13 protein-coding genes are annotated in these 22,333 nt (G+C 62.6%); 4 read left to right on the top strand and 9 right to left on the bottom strand.

Annotated elements, in window-relative coordinates; genetic code table 11:
* Positions 1-109: 109 nt before the first annotated feature.
* The 4 genes from RHM60_RS05875 to xylA all read right to left on the bottom strand — a co-directional run bounded on the left by RHM60_RS05875 (position 110) and on the right by xylA (position 5,441).
* Entirely contained in the window at positions 110-1,246 is a 1,137-nt protein-coding gene (locus tag RHM60_RS05875) for a sugar ABC transporter permease (protein ID WP_209982766.1), read from the bottom strand.
* A complete protein-coding gene (gene xylG, locus RHM60_RS05870; RefSeq protein WP_322213933.1) occupies positions 1,247-2,791 on the bottom strand; it encodes a D-xylose ABC transporter ATP-binding protein in 1,545 nt (514 codons plus the stop codon).
* Between the two features lie 5 nt (positions 2,792-2,796).
* Positions 2,797-3,798: a D-xylose ABC transporter substrate-binding protein gene (xylF, locus tag RHM60_RS05865; protein ID WP_322213931.1), complete on the bottom strand. Its 1,002-nt coding sequence runs from the start codon at positions 3,796-3,798 to the stop codon at positions 2,797-2,799.
* Positions 3,799-4,124: 326 nt separating this feature from the next.
* A complete protein-coding gene (xylA, locus tag RHM60_RS05860) occupies positions 4,125-5,441 on the bottom strand; it encodes a xylose isomerase (protein WP_231422941.1) in 1,317 nt (438 codons plus the stop codon).
* 139 nt (positions 5,442-5,580) lie between these two features.
* Between xylA and RHM60_RS05855 the strand changes: the two genes are divergently transcribed.
* From RHM60_RS05855 to RHM60_RS05845, 3 genes are read left to right on the top strand one after another with little or no spacing between them, the layout of a single operon-like run.
* Positions 5,581-6,831 carry a XylR family transcriptional regulator gene (locus tag RHM60_RS05855; protein WP_322213930.1) on the top strand — a complete coding sequence of 417 codons (1,251 nt, stop codon included), beginning with the start codon at positions 5,581-5,583 and terminating at the stop codon, positions 6,829-6,831.
* Positions 6,818-8,053: a type III secretion protein gene (locus RHM60_RS05850; protein ID WP_322213929.1), complete on the top strand. Its 1,236-nt coding sequence runs from the start codon at positions 6,818-6,820 to the stop codon at positions 8,051-8,053. The genes RHM60_RS05855 and RHM60_RS05850 overlap by 14 nt, the downstream gene beginning before the upstream one ends.
* Positions 8,054-8,082: 29 nt before the next feature.
* Positions 8,083-8,925, top strand: coding sequence for a hypothetical protein (locus tag RHM60_RS05845; protein ID WP_231422944.1), 843 nt, complete (start codon positions 8,083-8,085; stop codon positions 8,923-8,925).
* On the opposite strand, the gene adeC is transcribed toward RHM60_RS05845, so the two are convergent.
* A complete protein-coding gene (adeC, locus tag RHM60_RS05840; protein ID WP_322213928.1) occupies positions 8,922-10,343 on the bottom strand; it encodes an AdeC/AdeK/OprM family multidrug efflux complex outer membrane factor in 1,422 nt (473 codons plus the stop codon). The two genes, RHM60_RS05845 and adeC, sit on opposite strands and share 4 nt — an antisense overlap.
* Entirely contained in the window at positions 10,343-11,137 is a 795-nt protein-coding gene (locus RHM60_RS05835; RefSeq protein ID WP_209982753.1) for a helix-turn-helix transcriptional regulator, read from the bottom strand. The genes adeC and RHM60_RS05835 overlap by 1 nt, the downstream gene beginning before the upstream one ends.
* Before the next feature lie 478 nt (positions 11,138-11,615).
* On the opposite strand from RHM60_RS05835, the gene RHM60_RS05830 reads away from it, so the two are divergent.
* The gene (locus tag RHM60_RS05830; protein WP_322213927.1) at positions 11,616-17,885 is read left to right on the top strand and encodes a non-ribosomal peptide synthetase; all 6,270 of its coding nucleotides are present in this window, start codon (positions 11,616-11,618) and stop codon (positions 17,883-17,885) included.
* A 143-nt stretch (positions 17,886-18,028) separates the two neighbouring features.
* Here RHM60_RS05830 and RHM60_RS05825 read toward each other — a convergent pair whose 3' ends face one another.
* From RHM60_RS05825 to arnT, 3 genes are all read right to left on the bottom strand, one after another.
* Positions 18,029-18,325, bottom strand: coding sequence for a DUF6124 family protein (locus RHM60_RS05825; RefSeq protein ID WP_209982750.1), 297 nt, complete (start codon positions 18,323-18,325; stop codon positions 18,029-18,031).
* 752 nt (positions 18,326-19,077) lie between these two features.
* Positions 19,078-20,595: an ArnT family glycosyltransferase gene (locus RHM60_RS05820; protein WP_322213926.1), complete on the bottom strand. Its 1,518-nt coding sequence runs from the start codon at positions 20,593-20,595 to the stop codon at positions 19,078-19,080.
* Positions 20,596-20,603: 8 nt separating this feature from the next.
* The gene (gene arnT / locus RHM60_RS05815) at positions 20,604-22,259 is read right to left on the bottom strand and encodes a lipid IV(A) 4-amino-4-deoxy-L-arabinosyltransferase (RefSeq protein ID WP_322213924.1); all 1,656 of its coding nucleotides are present in this window, start codon (positions 22,257-22,259) and stop codon (positions 20,604-20,606) included.
* Between the last annotated feature and the right edge of the window lie 74 nt (positions 22,260-22,333).

Genomic DNA, 22,333 nt, shown 5'->3' with positions numbered 1-22,333 from the left:
CAGATTACGGTTAACCCAAGGGGCTTGTTCCCGCTGACGGTATGTCAGTCACTTTATCTGTGGCTGACCTAGCGTTATCGGGACCAAGCCCCTTCTCGCACCAATGACCTCAGCGACGCCCGGCTCGCGTACTCACATCCACCCACACCGCCAGCACCAGAATGCTGCCCTTGACGATCATCTGCCAGTAACTGTCCACGTCCAGCATCGACATGCCGTTATCCAGGCTGGTAATCACCAGCGCCCCCAGCAGCGCGCCATACACCGTGCCCGAGCCGCCGCGCATCGAGGTGCCGCCGATAAAGCACGCGGCAATCGCATCCAGCTCTCCCATGTTCCCGGCCGACGGCGAACCGGCCGCCAGGCGCGCGGTATTGACCAGGCCGGCGAGGGCGCACATCACGCCCATGATGCCGAAGATCCACAGTTTCACCGCCTGCACATTGATGCCCGACAGCCGCGTGGCTTCCATGTTGCTGCCCACCGCATACACCCGGCGGCCGAACACGGTCTGGCTGGTGACGTAGCTGAACACCCCGAGCAGCGCCAGCAACAGCAGCACCGGCACCGGAATGCCGTCGTAGCTGTTGAGCGTGGTGACAAACCCGGCCAGCACCGCGCCGATCAGCACCACACGCAGCCCGTCACGCACCGGCGAATGCGCGGCCAGGCCGTGCAGTGCGCGATTGCGCCGTTGCTTCCAGGTGAGAAACACGGTGAGTGCAAACAGCAAGACCCCAAGCCCGATACCCACCTCATGCGGCAGATAACCCTGGCCCACATACACCAGCGACGGCGACACCGGCGCGATGGTGGTGCCGCCGGTGATCCCCAGCAGAATCCCGCGAAACGCCAGCATGCCGCCCAGACCGACAATGAACGAGGGGATGCGCAGGTACGCCGTCATGTAGCCGTTGGCCAGGCCGATCATCAGCCCGCACAACGCCACCAGGCTCAGGTTGGCCAGCAGCGGAACGTGATACACCACGTCGAGAATCGCCGCCAGCCCGCCCAGCAATCCGAGCAACGAGCCCACCGACAAATCGATCTCGCCGCTGATGATCACCAGCACCATACCGCACGCCAGAATCCCGGTGATCGACATCTGCCGCAGCAGGTTGGACAGGTTGCGCGGCGTGAGAAAACCGCCCTCGGTCTGCCAACTGAAAAACAGCCAGATGAACGCCACGGCAATTACCAGCGCGAGCATTTTGTAGCGGGTAAAAAGGTGTTTGACCTGATTCATCTAGGCGGTCTTCCGATCGTTATTGTTTTGACTGAGCGCAGCGGCGAGCACCTGTTCCTGGGTAAGGCCTTGGTTGTCGAAGTCGCCGCGCAGCTGGCCGTCGCCGATCACCAGCACGCGGTTCGACACCCCCAGCACTTCGGCCAGCTCCGACGACACCATGATGATCGCCACGCCCTCGGCCGCCAGTGCAACCATCAGCTTGTAGATCTCGTATTTGGCGCCCACGTCCACCCCGCGCGTGGGCTCGTCGAGGATCAGCACCCTGGGCTTGGCCATCAGCATTTTCGCCAGCACCGCCTTTTGCTGGTTGCCGCCGGAGAGGCTGGTGATCGGCAAAAACGGGCTGGCGGTTTTCAGGTGCATGCGCGCGATCTGCTGGTCGATGCTCCCCAGTTCGGCCTCGGCATCGATGCGCGTCAGGTGCGCATAGGTGTCGAGCACCGCCAGGGTGATGTTCTGGCCCACGCCGAGGTCGGGAATGATGCCCTGGCGCTTGCGGTCCTCGGGCACCATGCACAGCCCGGCGCGGATCGATTTGAGCGGCGTGCGCGTGTCGATCACTGCGCCATCCAGCCACACCTCGGCGCTGTAGCGGCCGGGGTAGGCGCCGAACAGCGCCGATACCAGCTCCGTGCGCCCGGCGCCCACCAGCCCGGCGATGCCGAGGATTTCGCCACGCTTGAGCACGAAGGAAATATCGTCGACGCGCTTGCGCCTGGGGTTGTCCACGTCGTAGCAGGTGACGTGACGCGCCTCGAAGATCACATCGCCCACCGCGTCAGGCCTGGCAGGGTAGAGGTTGCTCATTTCGCGGCCGACCATCTGCGTGATGATCTGCGGGATATCCATGTCAATCATGGCCGTGGTTGCGATGTGTTTGCCATCGCGGATCACCGCAATGGTGTCACACACCGCCGCCACTTCATCGAGCTTGTGGGAGATGTACACGCAGGCCACGCCCTTGGCCTTGAGCCCCTTGATGATGTCGAGCAGCACCTCGACTTCCGAGCGGGTCAGGGCCGAGGAGGGCTCGTCGAGGATCAACAGGCGCGCCTGTTTGTTGAGGGCCTTGGCGATCTCCACCAGTTGTTGGTGGCCGCCGCCGTACTGCGACACCGGCAGCGCCACGTTCATGTCCGGCACTTTGAGTTCGCGCATCAGGGCTTCGGCGCGGTGCAGCATCGCCGGGTAGTTCATGCGCCCGCCGGGCAGGGTCAGCTCGTGGCCCATGAAGATGTTCTCGGCCACCGAAAGGTCCGGCACCAGCGTCAGCTCCTGGTGGATGATGACGATGCCGGCGGCTTCGGTTTCGCGGATGGACTGAGCCTGGAGCGGCTGCCCGTCCCAGAGGATTTCGCCCTCCCAGGTGCCGTGCGGGTAGACCGCCGACAGCACCTTCATCAGCGTGGATTTGCCGGCACCGTTTTCGCCGCACAGGCCCAGGCACTCGCCGGGCCGTACCTTGAGATCGATGCCGTTCAGCGCATTGACACCGCCAAAACGTTTGACGATGCCATTCATCTGCAGCAGGTAGTCGGACATGACGGTCACTGCCCGCCGATCTGCTCTTTGGTGTAGAAACCGTCCTTCACCAGCAGGTCGACATTGGCCTTGGTCAGCGGGGTCGGCGTCAGCAGAATGGTGTCGACCTTTTTACTGCCGTTGTCGTACTGCGAGCTGTAGGCCGGTTTTTCGCTGCGGGCCAATTGCACCGAGAGTTTGGCGGCTTCAGTGGCGATCAGCTTGAGCGGCTTGTACACGGTCATGGTCTGGGTGCCGTCGATCACGCGCTTGATCGCGGCGAGGTCGGCGTCCTGCCCGGAGATCGGCACCTTGCCCGCCAGCTTCTGCGCGGCCAGGGCCTGGATGGCGCCGCCGGCGGTGGCATCGTTGGAGGCGACGATGGCGTCGATCTTGTTGTCGTTACGGGTCAGGGCATTCTCGACGATGCTCAGGGCTTCGGTGGGGTTCCATTCTTTGACCCACTGCTGGCCGACAATCTTGATATCGCCCTTGTCGATGACCGGTTGCAGCACCTTCATCTGGCCTTCGCGCAGCACCTTGGCATTGTTGTCGGTGGGCGCGCCGCCGAGCAGGAAGTAATTGCCCTTGGGCGCCGCCTGCAGCACGCCGCTGGCCTGCATCTCGCCGACTTTTTCGTTATCGAAGGAGATATAGGCGTCGATGTCCGCGTTGAGAATCAGGCGGTCATAGGACACCACCTTGATCCCGGCCTTCTTGGCCTCGGCGACCGCGTTGGTCAGCACCGTGGCGTTGAACGGCACGATCACGATCACGTCGACGCCCCGGGAGATCAGGTTTTCGATCTGGGAAATCTGCTTTTGCTCATTGGCATCGGCCGATTGCACAAACACCTTGGCATCGAGCTTTTCCGCCGCCGCCACAAAATAATCACGGTCGCGGGACCAGCGCTCCAGACGCAGGTCGTCGATGGAAAAGCCGATTTTCGGGTGGGCGGGATCGGCCATCACCGGCAGGGCGAGCACCGCCAGGGTGGCGGCAAGCAGCGTACGTTTGAATGACTTCATGGTAGTGCGTCCTTTTATTGTTGTTGGAAGACTCTAGGCAAACACATTACTGATTGTGGCGAGCGGGCCTCTGTGGCGAGCGAGCTTTATGTGGCGAGCGGGCTTGGTGTGGCGAGCGGGCTTGCCCCGCGTTGGGGCGCGAAGCGGCCCCCAATTCATACACCGCAGTTTTACCTGATACAACCGAGGCGTCTGGTTTTGGGGCCGCTTCGCAGCCCAACGCGGGGCAAGCCCGCTCGCCACAACAAGCCCGCTTGCCACACCAAGCCTGCTCACCACAATGAACCCGCTTGCCACAGAAGCAGGCTCACCACAGAAGCCAAACCTCACCGATAGATAAACCGGTTGACCACACCCTCCAGCATCTCCTGCCGCCCACTCACCGCCTGCGGGTTAATCTCATGGGTGAACGCATGCTCGGCCAGCGACTCAAGGCTGAATTCCCCCGCCAGCACCGCCTGGCCAAGGGGCTGCCGCCAGCCAGCATAGCGCTGATCCTTGAACTGCTGCAGTGTGTCGTTCTGCACCATCGCCGCCGCCCGTTCCAGCGACAGGGCGAGCACATCCATGGCCGCGATATGCCCGTGGAACAGGTCCACTTCGTCCAGGCTCTGGCGACGCACCTTGGAATCAAAGTTATAGCCGCCGTTCCTGAATCCGCCAGCCTTGAGGATCTCATAGGTGGCCAGAGTCATTTCCTCGACGCTGTTGGGAAACTGGTCGGTGTCCCAACCGTTCTGCGGGTCGCCACGGTTGGCGTCGATACTGCCGAAAATGCCCAGCGACACGGCCGTCGCGATTTCATGGTGAAAACTGTGTCCAGCCAACGTTGCGTGGTTGGCCTCGATATTGACCTTGATCTCATGCTCCAGCCCGTACTCGTGCAGGAAGCCGAACACCGTGGCGCTGTCGTAATCGTACTGATGCTTGGTCGGCTCCTGAGGCTTGGGCTCGATCAGCAGGTCCCCCTTGAAGCCGATCTTGTGCTTGTGCTCCACCACCATGCGCATGAATCGGCCGAGCTGTTCGCGTTCGCGCTTGAGGTCGGTATTGAGCAGGGTTTCATAGCCTTCACGGCCGCCCCACAGCACATAGTTGGAGCCCTTGAGCCGCAGTGTGGCGTTCATCGCGCTGAACACCTGAGCGGCGGCCCAGGCAAACACTTCCGGGTCCGGGTTGCTCGCAGCGCCGGCGGCGAAGCGCGGGTTGCTGAAGCAATTGGCGGTGCCCCACAGCAGCTTGATGCCGCTCTGCTCCTGATGGCGTTCCAGATGATCGACCATCTGCGCAAAGTGATGGCGGTATTCCTTGAGCGAGCTGCCCTCGGGCGCCACATCGGTGTCGTGAAAGCTGTAGTAGTCGATGCCCAGCTTGGAGAAGAACTCGAAGGCCGCATCCGCCTTGCCAATGGCGACGTCCATCGGATCACCGCTGCGCTGCCACGGTCGCTTGAAGGTGCCTGCGCCAAACACATCCGCGCCCGGCCACACAAAGGTGTGCCAATAACAGACGGCCATGCGCAGGTGTTCGCGCATGGGTTTGCCGAGGATCAGCTTGTCGGCATCGTAATGGCGAAAGGCGAGGGGGGCGTCGCTGTCTGGGCCTTCGAAGCGAACCTTCTCGACACCGGGGAAGTACGGCATGGCGTTTTCCTTATTGTTCTTGGCGGTGTCTGGATACTAGCAACGGCGCCTGCCTTGCCGATTATGAAAATCACCAAGGTGTGGTGCGATTTTGAGTGGCGAGGTCTAGTCTGTCCTGATCGGCCCCAGGACAACAACAATGAAAACCCTACCGCCCGTCCACCGCATCGCCTTGCTCTTCAACGGCAGCAAAATCTACGACCGCGGCATCATTGCCGGCATCGGTAATTACCTGAGCAGCACCCGCGCGTCCTGGGATCTGTTTCTGGAGGAGGACTTCCTGTGCCGCCTCAAGGGCATCGAGCGCTGGCAGGGCGATGGCATCATTGCGGATTTCGATGACCCGCTGATCGGCGAGGCGCTGGCCGGGAGCACGTTGCCAGTCGTTGCAGTGGGCGGCTCCTACGAGGATGTGCACGCCTATCCCAAGGGCATTCCCTACGTGGCCACCGACAACCATGCGCTGATGAAGCTTGCCTACGAACACCTGATCGAAGCCGGGCTGACCCGGTTTGCCTGTTTCAGCCTGCCCGAAGCCCAGGCCAATCGTTGGGCCCAGGAGCGTGAGAAGGCCTTTCGTGGGCTGATGCAGCGCGACGGTCTGGCGGTGCAGATCTATCGCGGCCTGGGCACCAGCGCGCCGCTGTGGGACAGCGCGGTGGAGCAGCAGATCGCCTGGCTGCACAGCCTGCCCAAGCCCATCGGCATTATTGCCGTCACCGATGCCCGCGCCCGGCAGCTCTTGCAGGCCTGCCTCACGGCGGGCATTGCGGTGCCGGAGCAGGTCGCCCTGATCGGCATCGACAACGATCCGCTGACCCGCACGCTCACGCGGGTGCCGCTCAGTTCGGTGATCCAGGGCACCGAGACCATGGGCCGCACCGCTGCCGCGTTGCTGCACCAGATGCTGCACGGCAAACCCTGCACGGGCACCCAGGTGCTGGTGCCACCGGACGCGATCAACGTGCAGGCCTCCAGCCTGCATCAACCGCTGGGCAATCCGTATGTGATGCAAGCCTTGTTGTTTATTCGCCAGTACGCCTGCCAGGGCATCAAGACTGCGCAGGTAGCAGCCTATGTGGGTGTGTCGCGTTCGTCCCTGGAAGCGCACTTTCGCAAGGTACGCGGCTGCAGCGTGCATGACGAGATCCTGCGCTTCAAACTCGCCGCAGCAGCCAAGGGGTTGGGCAACCAGGCGCTGGCGATTGCCGATATCGCTTCACGTTGCGGCTTTACCTCGGCGCAGTATCTGCACACGGTGTTTCGGCGTGAGTATGGCTGTACACCGCGTCAGTTCCAGCAGGGCAGCGTGCCTGCGCACAAACAGGCCGAGGCTGCGGATTTCTCCGATGGTAATTGTTTGAAATCGAAGGTCGTTGTTACGTATTAGCCCGCTGGCGGCCGGAACGATCATCTTCGATTCGCCACGCAAAAGTACCCCCGTTGACGGGTTGACCTTTTATTTCAATTACCGAGACTTGAATGTCATGCTCATGAGTTCTGCGTACAACAATCGTCTGATGATGCCTCCCGTGGGCGGTGAAACTCCCGCGCCCATCAGCAAAATGCCTGAATCAGTCGATCATCAACCGGCGGCGAGTCATGGCGTTAATCCTCTTCGACCGTTCTCGGCACTCAGTGAGATCGGCCAACATTTAACGGCGCAGGAAAAAGATCCCGAGTTGGCTGCCTTGTTGAAGATGTACGACGCATTGGTCGGTGCATTGAATAAATGGATGGCCAAGGATAAAACGCTGCCCAGTCCACCGCCGCCCATGGACGTCGCGCCCGCTCCACGCACTGAACCGGTGTCCATCGACAATGTCTGGCGCAACAGGCTGGCACCGTTCATGGAACGATCAAATCTGGCGGCTACCCGTACCCATTTTGATAGCGAACTGACTGAGATGTTTGCAACTGAACATTATGAGCCGGTCACAGACTTCTTATCGGCGGTACCCAAAGGACAAAAGCCGGATGACATCCTCAACGGGCTGCGTGCGTCATACGAACACTATCCTTACTTGGGCAACGCTGGCAGGGAAGAACATGTAGGCGCCATCAAAGTTGCAATGATGAAGTTTGGACAGAGCCCGGCCAGTGTATTTGAGGACGTTGTAAATGCCGGGGACGGCTACAGCATTACAATGAGGGATGGCTTCAAACTCACTCTATCGAATGAAGAGTTGAACCTGGCGTTCAGGGCTGCAAAGTTCAGCGGCGGCGATGAAGGAATGGTCAAGGATGCCAGCTTCCTGTTTGCCGTGATGAGCAAGCGCAAGAGCCTGGAGCTGGAGCTGTACCTTCAGAAACAGTCGGATTCGTTCATGAGTATGTATCGCACGGACAGCGAATATCACGCGCGTGACTCGTATCCGGGGGTGCTGGCATTGGCGGGCGATGGCATTGATGGGTACTCGGCCCTGTCCTTGCTGGGCCTGAAACAGCAGATCAAGGTTGTCGATGCAGGAACACTGGGGGCGCAAGTGGGTGTGCCGGTGACGTCAGGCGGCAGACACAAGAACGGCGTCATCATTGATGGGGTGATGGAGGGGCAGTTCTATAACAGGCCCGTCTCACCTTCCCTGAAAGTTGCCACGCTGGCTGATTGACTGCACCGTTTGCATATTGGAGGTGAAAAATGCTGGGGTTGAATGTGTATTTTGGAAGGACCGATTATTCCGCAGCGCAGATGCCGATTGAGCCCGCGTCAAGGCAGAATGCAGAAGGTTTGATCAGCGCGCTGGGCGTGTTGGGCGAGCGGCTCAGGCAATTGTCCGAACGCAGGAGTGGGCGGTATGACACCCATGAAGTGAATCGCCGACGCATCACACAGGCTGAAAATCTGGATCCGGGGGTGGGTGGAGCTGGCCGGTTCATCCGCGGAACGGCGGCCAACATCGGCATAAAACCCGCTGACGTATTCACGGACTTTTACCAGAACGTTGAAGGGAATTGCGTCACCATTTCCGCAATCAAGGCCGCCATGATGAGGTTTGGTCATAATCCCCACGGCGTCTTCAAGCGCGTCCAGGCGACGGCCACGGGTGTTGAGGTTGTCATGCGCGATGCCTACAGACTGCGCATCAGTTACGCAGAGTTGGAGCAAGCCGGCAAAGCCTCGGACTTCAAGGCCGACAGGCCCAATGATGTGCTGGTCAATGCGCAGTTTCTGTATGCCGTCAGCGCCAAGCGTGCTCAGCTGGAAAACAATGATGGCGTCGGCCACCTGGGTTATGCCGCTGCCCTGAACAGCTTGAACGATGGCGAGTACCCAGGGCAGGCCCTGCGCCGCCTGGGCCTGAAGAACTACGTGACCCCGGCTACTCTTGAAGACTTCAGGCAGGGAGCGATCGGCACGGTCTCTGGCTTAGCGCATTCAATGGCAGTCATCAACGGCAAGCTGGATAACTACGGGAAGGCATCCGAGCTGCGCGAATCGGATTGGAGCAACCGTTCAATCATCGGGCTGAAACTGCTCTAGGGCGAAGCGGCCAGGCGCGGGGCTTCGGCCCACGCACCACCCAGCGCCGTATACAGGTTCACCTCTGCCATCAACTGCGCCAGTCGATCCACAATCAGCGCCTGCTGCGCGCTGAACAGCGAGCGTTGTGCGTCCAGGAACGTCAGGTTACTGTCCACTCCGCTGCGATAGCGGTGCTGGGCGAGGTCGTAATAGCGCTGGCTGGCGGCCACAAAATCCCGTTGCGCGTTGAGCTGGTCGACGAATGTCTGGCGCGCGGCGAGACCATCGGCCACTTCCTGAAAGGCGGTCTGGATCGATTTTTCGTACTGGGCCACCGTGATGTCTTTTTGCAGCCTGGCGTAATCGAGGCTGGCACGCAGGCTGCCAGCGTTGAAAATCGGCAGGTTGATCTGCGGTTGGAACGTCCAGGTGCCCGAGCCGCCCTTGAACAACCCCGACAGCTCGGTGCTGGCACTGCCGGCATTGGCCGTGAGGCTTACCGAGGGGAAAAACGCAGCGCGGGCGGCACCGATATTGGCGTTGGCGGCCTGCAACTGGTATTCGGCCTGGAGGATATCCGGGCGGCGCTGCAGCAGGTCCGAGGGCAGGCCGGCGGGCACCCGAGCTACCAAGTCGTCCGCCAGCGGGCGCGACGGCAGGTTTGGGTCCACCGGGCCGCCGACCAGCAAGGCGAGGCTGTTGAGGTCCTGGGCCACCTGGCGCTGGTAACGGGCCAGGCTGGCGCGGGTGCTTTCGACACTGGTGCGCGCTTGCACCACATCCACCGCCGAGGCCTTGCCCGCGCTTTTGCTGCGCTCGGTGAGGTGCAGGCTGCGTTCGTTGGCGGCCAGGGTTTGCCGGGCCAGGTCCAGCAGTTCCTGGTCGGCGCGCCACGTGAGGTACGCGTTGGCGACATTCGCCACCAGGCTCAACTGCGCGCTTCGCCTGGCTTCTGCGGTGCCCAGGTAGGTGAGCATCGCCTGTTCGCTGAGGCTGCGTACACGGCCGAACAGGTCCAGTTCATAGGCGCTGATGCCCAGGGTGGCCGAATAGCTGGAGGTGATCGCTGACTTGCCGGTGCCCGTCACATCCCCCGGCACGTTTTGGCGCTTGCCGGCACCGGTGGCGGACACCGCCGGAAACAGGTCGGCACGCTGGATGCGGTACTGCGCCTGGAACGCCGCGACGTTCAGCGCCGCCACCCGCAGGTCGCGGTTGTTGACCAGTGCATCACCCATCAGCTGTTGCAGCGCCGGGTCATGGAACAGGTGCTGCCAGTCCGAGGTGGTTTGCGTGCCCGCTTGCGCCTGGCGATACACCCCGTCCTGGGGGTAATGCTGCGGCACCGGTGCCTGGGGCCGGTGGTACTCGGGAATCAGCGAACAACCGCCGAGCAGGCAGGCCATGCCGACGGCGGTGAGGGTGGTTCTGGTCATCAAGCGCCCACCATCCATTTGGCCAGGCCATGGCGGCCACTTACGCCCAGTTTGGCGGCAGCGCGCTTGAGGTAGGTTTCAATCGAGCTGTTTTTCACGCTGAGTTTTTCCGCCATCTGCGGCACGGTGCCGCCAGTCAGCAGGCCCAGGCAGACTTCCTGCTCGCGTGCCGACAACGTGATATCGCTCAGCGACAGCCGCTTGTAGAACTCGCGCTGCAATTGCGATTGCTCCAGCGGGTTATGCACCGGTTCCCTGCCGCTCTGCGGCGCCTGGTGAAGCCATTGGGCATGACGCTCCAGCAGCGGCAGCAGGGTGTCCGACAGGCACTTGAGAAACGACAGCTCCGCCAGGGAGAACCCACGCTGGGCCGGCGGGCGGTAGAACGAAATCACCTGGCGCCGATTGCCCTGGCGTGCCACGAGGTTGCACTGGTGCGAGGTGCCGCGCGGGTGCGCGCTGTTGGGTTGGGCGCGCATTTGAATCAGCAGCGGGTCCTGCATGCGCAGCATCTCCCGCAGCAGCGGATGGTCCTTGAGCGGGTGCAGGGTCTGGGGCGCAGACAGCTCGCTTTTGAGCCCCGCACTGCCCAGCAGCTTGATATCGAGCACGCGGTCGTGCAGTTCGTCGAGGGTCCACTCGCTGAGGTCAACCATGTGGATCGGCACCCATTTGTCCACCAGGTGCAGCATGTGCGCGGCGAAATCTTCCTGGCCGCTGTTTGAAATCAGTTCGCCCATTTCGGCATAGAAATGCGGGCTGGTTGTGTTGCTCATGGTGCGCGTCAGACTCATAGCCATCTCATCCTTGATGTCGAAAACCGCCATCGGGCGCCCTGGGTCTGTGCGGGGCGCGCCGTGGTGCTTGAACGTGACTCGGCGTTCGAGATTTCATTTAGCCATATGGATTTGTCCTACGTATGTAGCGGAAACGTGGGACACAACCTGCCATAAAAGTACCGCCATTAAATCGACGGTTCTGTCAGGTATTTCCACAGACGAATAACCAGCTCGGATTTTTATAATTTTATAAATTATTGATTTATAAAGATAATTCAATTTTATAGCGAGGGTGTCTAATTGCCATCCTCGGCGTTATATAGCCAATGTCCTACACCGCTTTAATCGTTTCAGCGGTGAACCTTCAGCCGAGCCGGTTCCATTCATTTGAATGTCCGGGTTTGGGGTGTCAGGCAGCCCCGTACCCCCATGCTCAAATCCGGCAATTTCGCCGTGATGGACCTCCCTGGCGAGCCCCCATGAGAAGGATCTTATGCCGCACATTTCCAGCCCGTCGCCCAGCTTCCCGCTCACCGCCGCCCAGCAGGATATCTGGCTCGACCAACAGCGCGCGGGTGACTCGCCGCTCTACAACATCGGTGGTTTTCTCGACTTTGCCGGCCCTGTGGAGCCCGCGCTGATCCAGCAGGCCATCGAGCAACTGGTGGCCCTGCACGATGGGCTGCGCACCCAATTGTTCAGCGACGCTGACGGCTTGCCACGCCAGCACTTCGCTGCGGCATTGACGGTAGAGGTGGCGCGGTATGATTTCTCGTCCTTGCCCGAGCCGCAGGTTGCCGCGCAGGCCTTGATGCAGGCGCAGATGGCTCGGCCCTATGGGTTGCAGGGCGAGCCGTTGTTCCGCTTTTTTCTGGTCAAGCTCGACGCTGACCGCTATTGGCTCGGCACCCAGGCCCATCACCTGATCCTTGATGGCTGGGGCTTCGGCCAGATGCTGCAGTCCCTGGCGCAGCTCTACACGGGCCTGGTGCAGGGCCGTCAGCCGCAGCCGCTGGCGCCGTCGTATATCGACTTCATCGACGCCGACCAGCACTACCGGCAGTCGTCGCGTTACGTCCGCGACCGCGCGTATTGGCTGGACAAATACCAGACCTTGCCCGAGCCGCTGCTGACGCCACGGCACACCGCGCCAGCGCCGAGCAGCACCTTGGTGCAAGGGTTTCCCGTGGCGTTGCTGCACCGCATGGAAGACGTGGCCAAGCGTCACCACGCCTCGGCGTTCCATCTATTGCTGGCGGCGTTATATGTGTGTTTCACCCGCACCTATCAGCGCGAGGAATGGGTGGCAGGACTGCCGATGCTCAACCGCGCCAACGCGCGTTTTCGCGCGACGGTAGGGATGTTTGCCCAGGTCAGCGCGGTACGTTTTCAATTTGACGAGCAGCTGTCTTTCGCCGAACTGGTGCGCGGCGTGCGCGACCAGCTCAAGCAGGACATGCGCCACCAGCGCTTCCCCTTGAGCGACATGAACCGTGAACTGGGCCTGCGCCGTAGCGACCGCGGCCAGCTGTTCGAGGTGTCGGTGTCCTACGAGCAGGACGATCATGACCTGCGCTATGGCGAGGTCCAGGCCCGGGCCATCAAGGTTTCCAACCACCATGAAGCGCTGCCGCTTGCCATGCACCTGCGCAGCAATCGCGTGCAGGACACCGCATGCCTGCATTGCGTGTACAACGAGGCGTATTTCAGTCACGACGAGGTCCAGGCACTGACTGAACGCGTCATCGGGTTGCTGGAGCAGGGCCTGGAGGACACGGCGCTCACCCTCGCCGAATTGTCCCTGATTACCCCGGCCGAGCAGGCGCAACTGCAACAGTTCAACGCCACCGCCCAGCCCGATACTCAGCCGCGCACCCTGCACGCGCGCATCGAAGCCCAGGCTGCGCGCACGCCGCAGGCCGTGGCGGCGGTGTATCAGGGCCGGCAACTGAGCTATGCCCAGCTCAATCAACAGGCCAATGCCCTGGCCCATCAGCTTATCGAACAGGGCGTACAGCCGGACGATCGCGTGGTGATCCTGGCCCGGCGCGGGCTGGACACCCTGGTGGGGCTGCTGGCGATTCTCAAGTCCGGCGCCTGCTATGTGCCGCTGGACCCGGCCCATCCCGCCGAGCGCCTCAACTACCTGCTGCACGACAGCGCCCCGGTCGCCGTGCTGACCCAGCATGACTTGCGCCAGCGCCTGCCTGCGCTGGACGTACCGGTGATCGCGCTGGACCGTCCCGCGTTGCACCTGGGCACCAACCCTGACGTGGCGGTGCAGCCCACGCACCTTGCCTACGTGATCTACACCTCCGGTTCCACCGGCCTGCCCAAAGGCGTGATGGTCGAGCACCACAGTGTGTCGAACCTGGTGGACTGGCACTGCCGGGCCTTCAACCTGCGCGCGGGCAGCCACACCGCCAGCGTCGCCGGGTTCGGCTTCGATGCGATGGCCTGGGAGGTGTGGCCGGCCCTGTGCGTGGGCGCCACGCTGCACCTGCCGCCGGCCCATGACGGTGCCGAAGACATCGACGCGCTGCTCGACTGGTGGCGCGCCCAGCCGCTGGACGTGTGCTTCCTGCCCACGCCGGTGGCCGAGTACGCTTTCAGCCAGCGCCTGGAACACCCGACCCTGCACACCTTGCTCATCGGTGGCGACCGCCTGCGTGCGTTCAACCGTGCACAAACCTTCGATGTGATCAACAACTACGGGCCCACCGAAGCCACGGTGGTCGCCACGTCCGGAAGGGTTGAAGTGGGAAGCCTGCTGCCTATCGGCGCGCCTGTCGCCAATGCCCAGGTCTACGTATTGGATGCCCGGCAACGCCTGCTGCCGATTGGCGTTGCGGGTGAGTTGTATGTCGGCGGCAAGGGCGTGGCGCGCGGTTACCTCAACCGCCCGGACCTCAGCGCCGAACGTTTTCTGGATGACCCGTTCAGCGCCGGCCGTCTGTACCGCACCGGCGACCTGGCGCGCTGGCTGCCCGATGGCAACCTTGAATACCTGGGGCGCAATGACGACCAGGTGAAAATTCGCGGCGTGCGCATCGAACTCGGGGAAATCGAAACCGCCCTGGCCGGCCATCCCGCCGTCAAGGAGGCCGTGGTGCAGTTCCGCGAGGGACAACTGCTGGCCTGGTTCATCGAGCATCACCCTATCGATATCGACACCCTGCGCGCCCACCTGCAAACGTCGCTGCCCGACTACATGCTGCCCGCCGCCTACGTGAAGCTGACCAGTCTGCCCCTTACCGCCAACGGCAAACTCGACCGCAAGGCGTTGCCGGCACCGACCCAGGATGCCTTTGTCAGCCGCCGTTACGAAACCCCGCACGACGGTGCGGAAACCATCCTGGCGCAGATCTGGGCCGAGCTGCTGCAGGTGCGGCAAGTGGGCCGGCATGATCATTTCTTCGAGCTGGGCGGGCACTCACTGCTGGCGGTGCAACTGGTGCAGCGCATGCGTCAGGCCGGGCTGCATGCCGACGTGCAGGTGCTGTTCGGCCAGCCCACCCTGGCGGCGCTGGCAGCCGTCAGCCAGCGCCGCGAGGTGGCGGTGCCGGCCAACCGAATTGCGCCAGGTTGCACCCACATCACCCCGGACCTGCTGGCCCTTGCCGAACTCGACCAGCCCAGCATCGACCGCATCGTCGCGGGTATTCCCGGCGGCGCGGCAAATGTGCAGGACATCTACCCGCTGGCGCCGTTGCAGGAGGGCTTGCTCTACCACCACCTCACCGATGAGCGCGATCCGTACCAGCAGCACGCGATGTTCAGCTTTGCCCGGCGCGAACAGCTCGATGCCTTTGCCCAGGCCCTGCAACAGGTGATCGACCGGCATGACATCCTGCGCACCAGCCTGGCCTGGGATGCGCTGGAGCAACCGATGCAGGTGGTGTGGCGCAAGGCGCAGTTGCGCGTCGCGCCGCTGGGCGACAGTGATGAGCCGCTGGACCTGCGCCAGGCGCCGCTGATGGCCATGGACTACGCCGAACAGCCGCAGCAGCAACGCTGGATTGCGCGATTGCGCTTTCATCACCTGGTCAACGACGCCACCTCGACCACCGTGCTGGTGGACGAGATTCGCGCGCACCTGCTCGGCCAGCAGGCGCAACTGCCGGCGCCGGTGCCGTATCGCAATGTGGTCGCGCAGAGCCGCTTGCCGGCGCGCCAGGCCGCGCACGAGGCGTTTTTCCGTGAGCGTCTGGCGGATGTCGACGAGCCGACACTGGCGTTCGGCTTGCAGGAGCGCCAGGCCAATCGCGCCGACAGTGAAGAGGCCGAACAGGCCCTCGACGAGCACCTCAATCAATGCGTGCGCGAACAGGCCCGCGCCCTGGGCGTGAGTGCCGCGAGTCTGTTTCACCTGGCCTGGGCGCAGGTGCTCAGCCGTGTGTCGGGCCGCGATGACGTGGTGTTCGGCACCGTATTGCTGGGTCGCCTGCAGGCGGGCGAGGGCGCCGACCGCGCACTGGGCATGTTCATCAATACACTGCCGCTGCGGGTGCAACTGGCCGGGCAAACTGTGCTGGATGCGCTGAGTGATACCCACGCCCAACTGAGTGCCTTGCTCGTTCACGAGCAGGCGTCGCTGGCGCTGGCCCAGCGTTGCAGCAGCGCCTCGCCGTTGTTCAACAGCCTGCTCAATTACCGGCATACCTCGGCCGACCCCGAGTTGAAGCTGGTGCCCGGGATTGCCCTGCTCAGCAGTGAGGACATCCTCAGCTACCCGCTGATGCTCACGGTGGACGACACCGCCGAGGGGTTTCGTCTCAAGGCCAAGGCGCCGCGCAAGGTCGGCGCCGCGCGGCTGCTGGCCTACCTCGACACGGCCGTGCACGGCCTGGTGCAGGCACTGGAACAGGCGCCGACATCGCCGCTGCGCGACGTGCCGGTGCTGCCCGCCGACGAGTTGCGCACCTTGCTGGTGGACTTCAACGCCACCGACACCGTCTACCCCGACACCCTCAGCGTGCAGGCACTGTTCGAGGCGCATGCGCGACATATCCCTCACGCCGTCGCGGTGCAGGCCGGCGAACACCAGCTGAGTTACCAACAGCTCAACGAGCGCGCCAACCAGTTGGCCTACCACCTGCGTGAGCGCGGGGTACAGCCCGATTCGCGGGTGGCGCTGTGCGTCGAGCGCGGGCTGGATCTGGTCGTGGGCCTGCTGGCGATTCTCAAGGCCGGCGGCGCTTACGTGCCGCTGGACCCGGGCTACCCGCGCGAGCGCCTGGCCTACATGCTGCACGACAGCCAGCCGGTAGCGCTGCTGGTGCATGCCGCAACGCGCGACCTGCCGGGCGACGTGTCGATCCCGCTGATCGACTTCGACTGCTGCGCCTGGCGCCACGCGCCGATCGGCAATCCGTTGGTGCCGGGCCTGAGCGCCGCCAACCTGGCCTACGTGATGTACACCTCCGGCTCCACCGGCACGCCCAAAGGCGTGATGATCGAGCATCGCGGGCTGAGCAACCTGATGCACTGGGGCTCCACACTGTGCCCGAACGCTGAAGGCGGCGCGCTGCTGCAACGCGCGCCGTTCAGCTTCGACGGCTCGGTGTGGGAGCTGTTCTGGCCGCTGACCAATGGTATGCGCCTGGTGCTGGCGCGACCTGACGGGCATCGGGAACCAGCGTACCTGGCGCAAGTGATTCGCGAGCAGCGCATCAGCGTGATCAAATTCGTGCCGGCGATGTTGCAGCAGTTTCTGGAACTGGACGAGTCAGCGCTGTGCACCAGCCTCACCGACGTGCTGTGCGGCGGCGGCGAACTCACCGAAGCCCTGGCCCGTGGCGTGCAAACGCGCTTGCCGCAGGTGCGCCTGCACAATGTCTACGGTCCCACCGAAGCCACCGTCGACAGCAGCGCCTGGACCCTTGAACCCGGCGCACCGGTGCCGGCACTGCAACTGCCGATCGGCCGCGCGATCAACAACACCCGCCTGTATGTGCTCGACGACCACGACGCGCCGGTGCCACTGGGCGTCAGCGGCCAGTTGCATATCGGCGGGGTAGGCGTGGCACGCGGATACCTGGGCCTGGCGCAGATGACCGCCGAGCGCTTTATCGACAGCCCGTTCGTGGCCGGCGACCGCCTGTATCGCAGCGGCGATCTGGTGCGTTACCTGCCGGACGGCAACCTGGAGTTTCTGGGGCGCAATGACTTCCAGGTCAAGCTACGCGGCGTGCGCCTGGAGTTGGGCGAGATCGAATCACGCCTGCTGGCGCACCCGGCGTTGCGTGAAGTGGCGGTGCTGATCCGCGAAGAGCGGCTGGTGGCGTATTTCACCGTGCGCGAACAGGCACCGAGCCTGGAAGCGCTGCGCATCCATGTGCTGGAGCAACTGCCCGAGTACATGGTGCCGGCGGCCTTCGTGCAGCTCGATGCGCTGCCGCTGAACCCGGCCGGCAAACTCGACCGCAAGGCCCTGCCGGAACCGGGCCTGGAAGCGGTGATCAGCCGCGCCTACGAAGCACCGCAAGGCGAGGTGGAAACCACCATGGCCGGAATCTGGGCCGACGTGCTGAAGCTGGAACGGGTGGGGCGTCATGACCACTTTTTCGAGCTGGGCGGGCATTCCCTGCTGGCGGTCAACCTGGTGGCACGCCTGCGCAAGGCCGGGCTGGAAGTGGATGCGCGCACCCTGTTCAGCCAGCCGACACTGGCACAACTGGCAGCGCGCACCCAGGCGCGGGTGCAGCGAGTGGAAGTGGCGCAAACCACCATTCCGCAACTCAATCGTCGTCGCAGGATTTGAGGGCCAGAATTACGCTGAACCTGATCTTGAAATACGCTCCCTGTGGGAGGGGCTTGCTCCCGATGGCAGTGGGTCAGCCAATGATTGGCTGACTGATTCACCGCCATCGGGAGCAAGCCCCCTCCCACATTTTTTTCGCGCGTTCAGGCAGTGGTTTTTGGGTTGTTCATGCAGTGGATAGAGCGATCCACCGTGGTCCTGGCAATCTCCAGCAAATGCCACACCGCCAGAATCTTCGCCCGTTCGGGGCTCTCCAGGTGCTCACTGCAATCGAGTGCCGTCACCGAGGCGCTGTCCAGCAAGCTGGCGGTGAAGAGCAGGGCATCTTCGAAGCTCAGGTCTTCATTGACGCAATGGAAGTCTTTTGTGGGTGAGTGACGGTCAATGGCGCGGTGGAAGGCGCTGCGATCGTGAGGTGGATCGGGTAGGGCTTTGTTCATGGTGTAACTCCGAATTTTGACTAAGGAGCCGTACCTGTCGCGACTAAACGAAAGGTGGCGGCTGTACGCAGGTTAGTCGACCGGCCAAAATCGGAAAATCCGGCGCACCCGAGGGTGCCCTGCGCACAGCCACCATGAAACTGCATGGACCATGCGCCGAATTTGGAGTAGCGGGCGACTAAACCCGATCACTGAATTGGCAGTGACGGGCCGCAGACTAGCCACCGACTCCAACAGGCGCAAGGCGGCAGAGATTGTCTAGGAAACGTCCTGCAATTAAAAGGGACGCGCCTTGCTGGCCCTTAACAAACCATGACCAAATCCCATTAACCAACGCCCCTATAGATTGCGGTCAATGTGGGAGATTCGGTTAGCGCTGTCGCGCAGCAAACCGGAACCTCTCTGACGAGCGGGCTTTTGTGGCGAGCGGGCTTGCCCCGCGCTGGGGTGCGAAGCGCCCCCAATTCGACAGAACGCGGTTTACCTGACGCTGCGCAGAGCATTACCGGTCGGCTCTCAGGCCGCCGCGCTCTTGATTTTGATCTGAGGCGCCCTTTGGGGCTTCTCCAAAGTGACCCGCCGTAAGGGCGGAACCCTAATTCGCCGTCACCGCAGAAACGGATAGGTACACCGAAAAATCACCTTCGCGAGCGAGTCGAATCGTCTCCAGTTTGCTGCGCGACAGCGCTAAGTCGAAGATTTGGCGGAGCCTTCCACACTGGGTATTCAGTGTCTGTAAGCACCGGGTCGCTTCATTTACTCACTGGAAGAAACCCCACACTCCCACCTTCGCGCTTGTGAAACAACCGCTCCCCATTATCCGGCTGGGTAACGATCACGTGGTGATCTACTCCCAGAAACGCCAGCGGCGTCGGGTCGTCTTTGGAGAACTGCGCGATGATGATGGTGTGCTGTGGATCAAATTCCTGGCCGCTGGTTTTCTCCAGCCAGGCCATGAACGCGGCGCTGTCGCCCTGGCGCGGGAAGTTTTGGGTTTCGCTGACGTAGTAGAACGGCTTGCCGCCATTGTTCAGGTACATCGGCAGCTTGTTGTCGACTTCCACCAGCACCATCTGCCACTGATCCCACGGTGCTGTTTTCACCGCCTGTGCTTTCACATCCTCGACAAACTGCGTCACGCCGCCATTACCGTTGGTCCAGGGATACACGCCGCCGATCACCAGCAGCATCAAGCCCGCAGCGCAGCCAAAGCCCTTTTTCCAGCGCGGCCAACCGGCGGGTTTTTTCGCCAGGCGTTCAGTCAACCACCACGCTGCCAGCAGTTGCGCAAAAGGTACCAGGGGCAGTACGTAGTAGCTGCGTCGGCTACCGCTGGCGGTAAAGAACACGAACAACAGGCCCAGGCCCCACACCAGCCAGCGCACATTGGGCGGCGTTTCGCGCCAGTGGCGCAGCGCCAGCCACAGGCCGAGCATCCAGCAGGGTGCCCAGGGCAGGGTGTACGCCGGTAGGTAGATCAGGTAGGTGTAGATCGGCCCCATATGGTCGAAGGGGTCGAAGAAGCGCACTACGTTTTCCTTGAACACCAGCTCCAGGCCGCTTTCGCCATAGGTGGGGGCGCCATAGAGATGGGACAGTACGAAGGGAATCGCGTAGAACGCGCCGGCGATAATCACGGCCAGCAGCAGGCGCAGGTTGAAGTGGCGTTTGTAGCGCTGTTCGCTGAGCAGGTGCGGTAACAGCACCAGGCCCGGCAGTACGAAGCCGATCAACCCCTTGAACAATGAGGTCGCCGCCAGCAGCAGGAAAAATACTGTGTAGCGCCCCAGCCGGGTGTCGTCCGGCCCGCGCCAGTACCACCACACGGCGGCCAGCACGCCGCACACGGTGAGCACATCCGCCGTGGCCACCCGCGCCCAGAACAGAAAATAGAACGTGGTGGCCAGCATCCAGCCGGCAATCAGCCCGGTGCCCTTGCGAAACAGGCGCTCGCCGATCAGGTACACCAGCCAGATGCTCAACCACGCGGCGATCACCGACGACAGGCGCAGCGACCACGGGCCCAGGCCGCCCATCAGGTTGGCAAAGCCGGTGATCAGCCAGTAGGAGGGCAGGGGTTTGTCATAGTAGGGTGCGCCCTTGAGATAAGGGTCGAAGTAGTCGCCGCTTTGCAGCATCTGCAGGGCGATATTCGCCCAGCGTGTTTCCGGTCCCCACAGGTCGCGGCTGCCCAGGCCCAGCAGCAGGAGCAGGGCTGATACGCCCAGCAGCAACAGCAGTGCGCCGCGTTCGGTTTTCCAGAAACTCATGGGTATTCCTAAGGGGATTGCGGGTAGAGGGTAATGACCAGGTCGCCCTTGCGGTAGCGCTTGCCACCGGGTGGCAGTTGCCCCTCTTCACGGTGTTCGCTGGTGCTTCTGACGCGCAGCAGCACGCCGACCGAGCCGTGCTTGCGCGCCTCGGCGAGCCAGGCCTGGACAGTGTCCAGGTTGACCTTGCGGTGCGCTGCATCCGCATACGTCAGGCCGTAGCGCAGTTCGCCTTCGGTGTTGTAAAGCGTGACGTCCGCGCGGTTCAGTCGCCAGGCCAGCGCGGAGGCCGATTCCAGTTGATTGCTCAACAGCGCCTGGGTCTGCTGCAGTTCGTCCAGGTGTTCGAGCACGAACTGGTCGGGCATTTCGCTGTTGGCGATCTGCGCCGGCATGCCCACCGGCAGCAACACCACCAGCAGGCCGATGCCCAGCGCCGGTGTCGCCCACAGCGTCAGCGGGCGGAAGGCCTGCAGCAGGTTGGCAAGAATCCAGCCCAGCAGCACGATAAATGCCAGCGACAGGCTGAACATCTCGGCATGGCTGTTGCCGTACAGCGGGCGGTCGATTTGCAGATAGATCAAGGCCACCATCGCGAGCAGGCCGACGACCAGATTGATCACGCCGTTGAGGCGGATGGCGCGTGGCTTGTGCTGGTGAACCAGGTCGATCAGCGCATGCCCCATCAACAGGGCCAGCGGCAACAGGCACGGCATGATGTAGGTTGGCAGCTTGCCCCGGCTCAGGCTGAAAAACGCCAGCGGCAGCCACAGCCAGAGGGAAAGGAACACGATGGCCGGCTGGCGTTTTTCCCGCCAGCTTTTGAGCAGTGTGCTGGGCAGCAACCCGGCCCAGGGCAGGCACGCCACCACCATGATCGGCAGGAAGAACCACCACGCCCGCGCATGCTGTGCATCATCGGCGGCAAATCGGCGGATGTGTTCGTGCCAGAAAAAGAAGCGCCAGTAATCCGGTTCCTGCACATGAATCGCCCAGGTCCAGGGCAGGCACAGCAGCAAGGCAACGCCCACGGCCAGTGGGCCATAGCGCAGCAATTCACCCAGCCTGCGTTGCCACAACAAGTAGGGCACCGCGATCAGCACCGGCAGCAGCCAGGCCAGGAACCCTTTGGTCATGAAGCCCATGGCGCAAGCTACCCCGAGCAGCGCCCAGGCGCCGAGTCGGGCCCGTGGCGTGCGGCTGTCGAGGGCGAACCACAGCGCCACCAGACTGAGATTGACCCAGAGCGTGAATTGCGGATCGAGGTTGGAGTACCCGGCTTGCCCGGCCACCAGGCCGAAGCTCAGGTAGAGCAGGGCGCAGGCGTAGCTTTTGCGCGGATCGTTCCACAGGCGGCGGGCGATCAGGTAGGCCAGCAATACACTCAGGGCGGTGGTGAGTGCCGAGGCAATCCGCACGCCGAACAGGTTCTGGCCGAACACCGCCTGACCGAGGGCGATCAACCAGTAGCCGCCGGCAGGTTTTTCGAAGTAGCGCAAACCCATGAAATGCGGGGATACCCAGTTGCCGCTGGTGAGCATTTCCTGGCTGATCTGGGCGTAGCGGGTTTCGTCGGGCACCCACAGGCCATGCAGGCCGAGGGGCAGCAGGTAAAATGCGGCGATTGCCAGCAACAGTAAGGGCAGAGGTTTTAGTCGGGTCATGAGCGCGCGGCGCCTTGACACTTAATGACGGAGTGGGGGGCTATATAAGTAATAAGAGCAAGACTCAAAATGTT

This window comes from Pseudomonas sp. MH9.3 (assembly GCF_034354675.1).
In the GTDB taxonomy this organism is placed as follows: Bacteria; Pseudomonadota; Gammaproteobacteria; order Pseudomonadales; family Pseudomonadaceae; genus Aquipseudomonas.
This window is presented reverse-complemented; position numbering and strand designations above follow the sequence as displayed.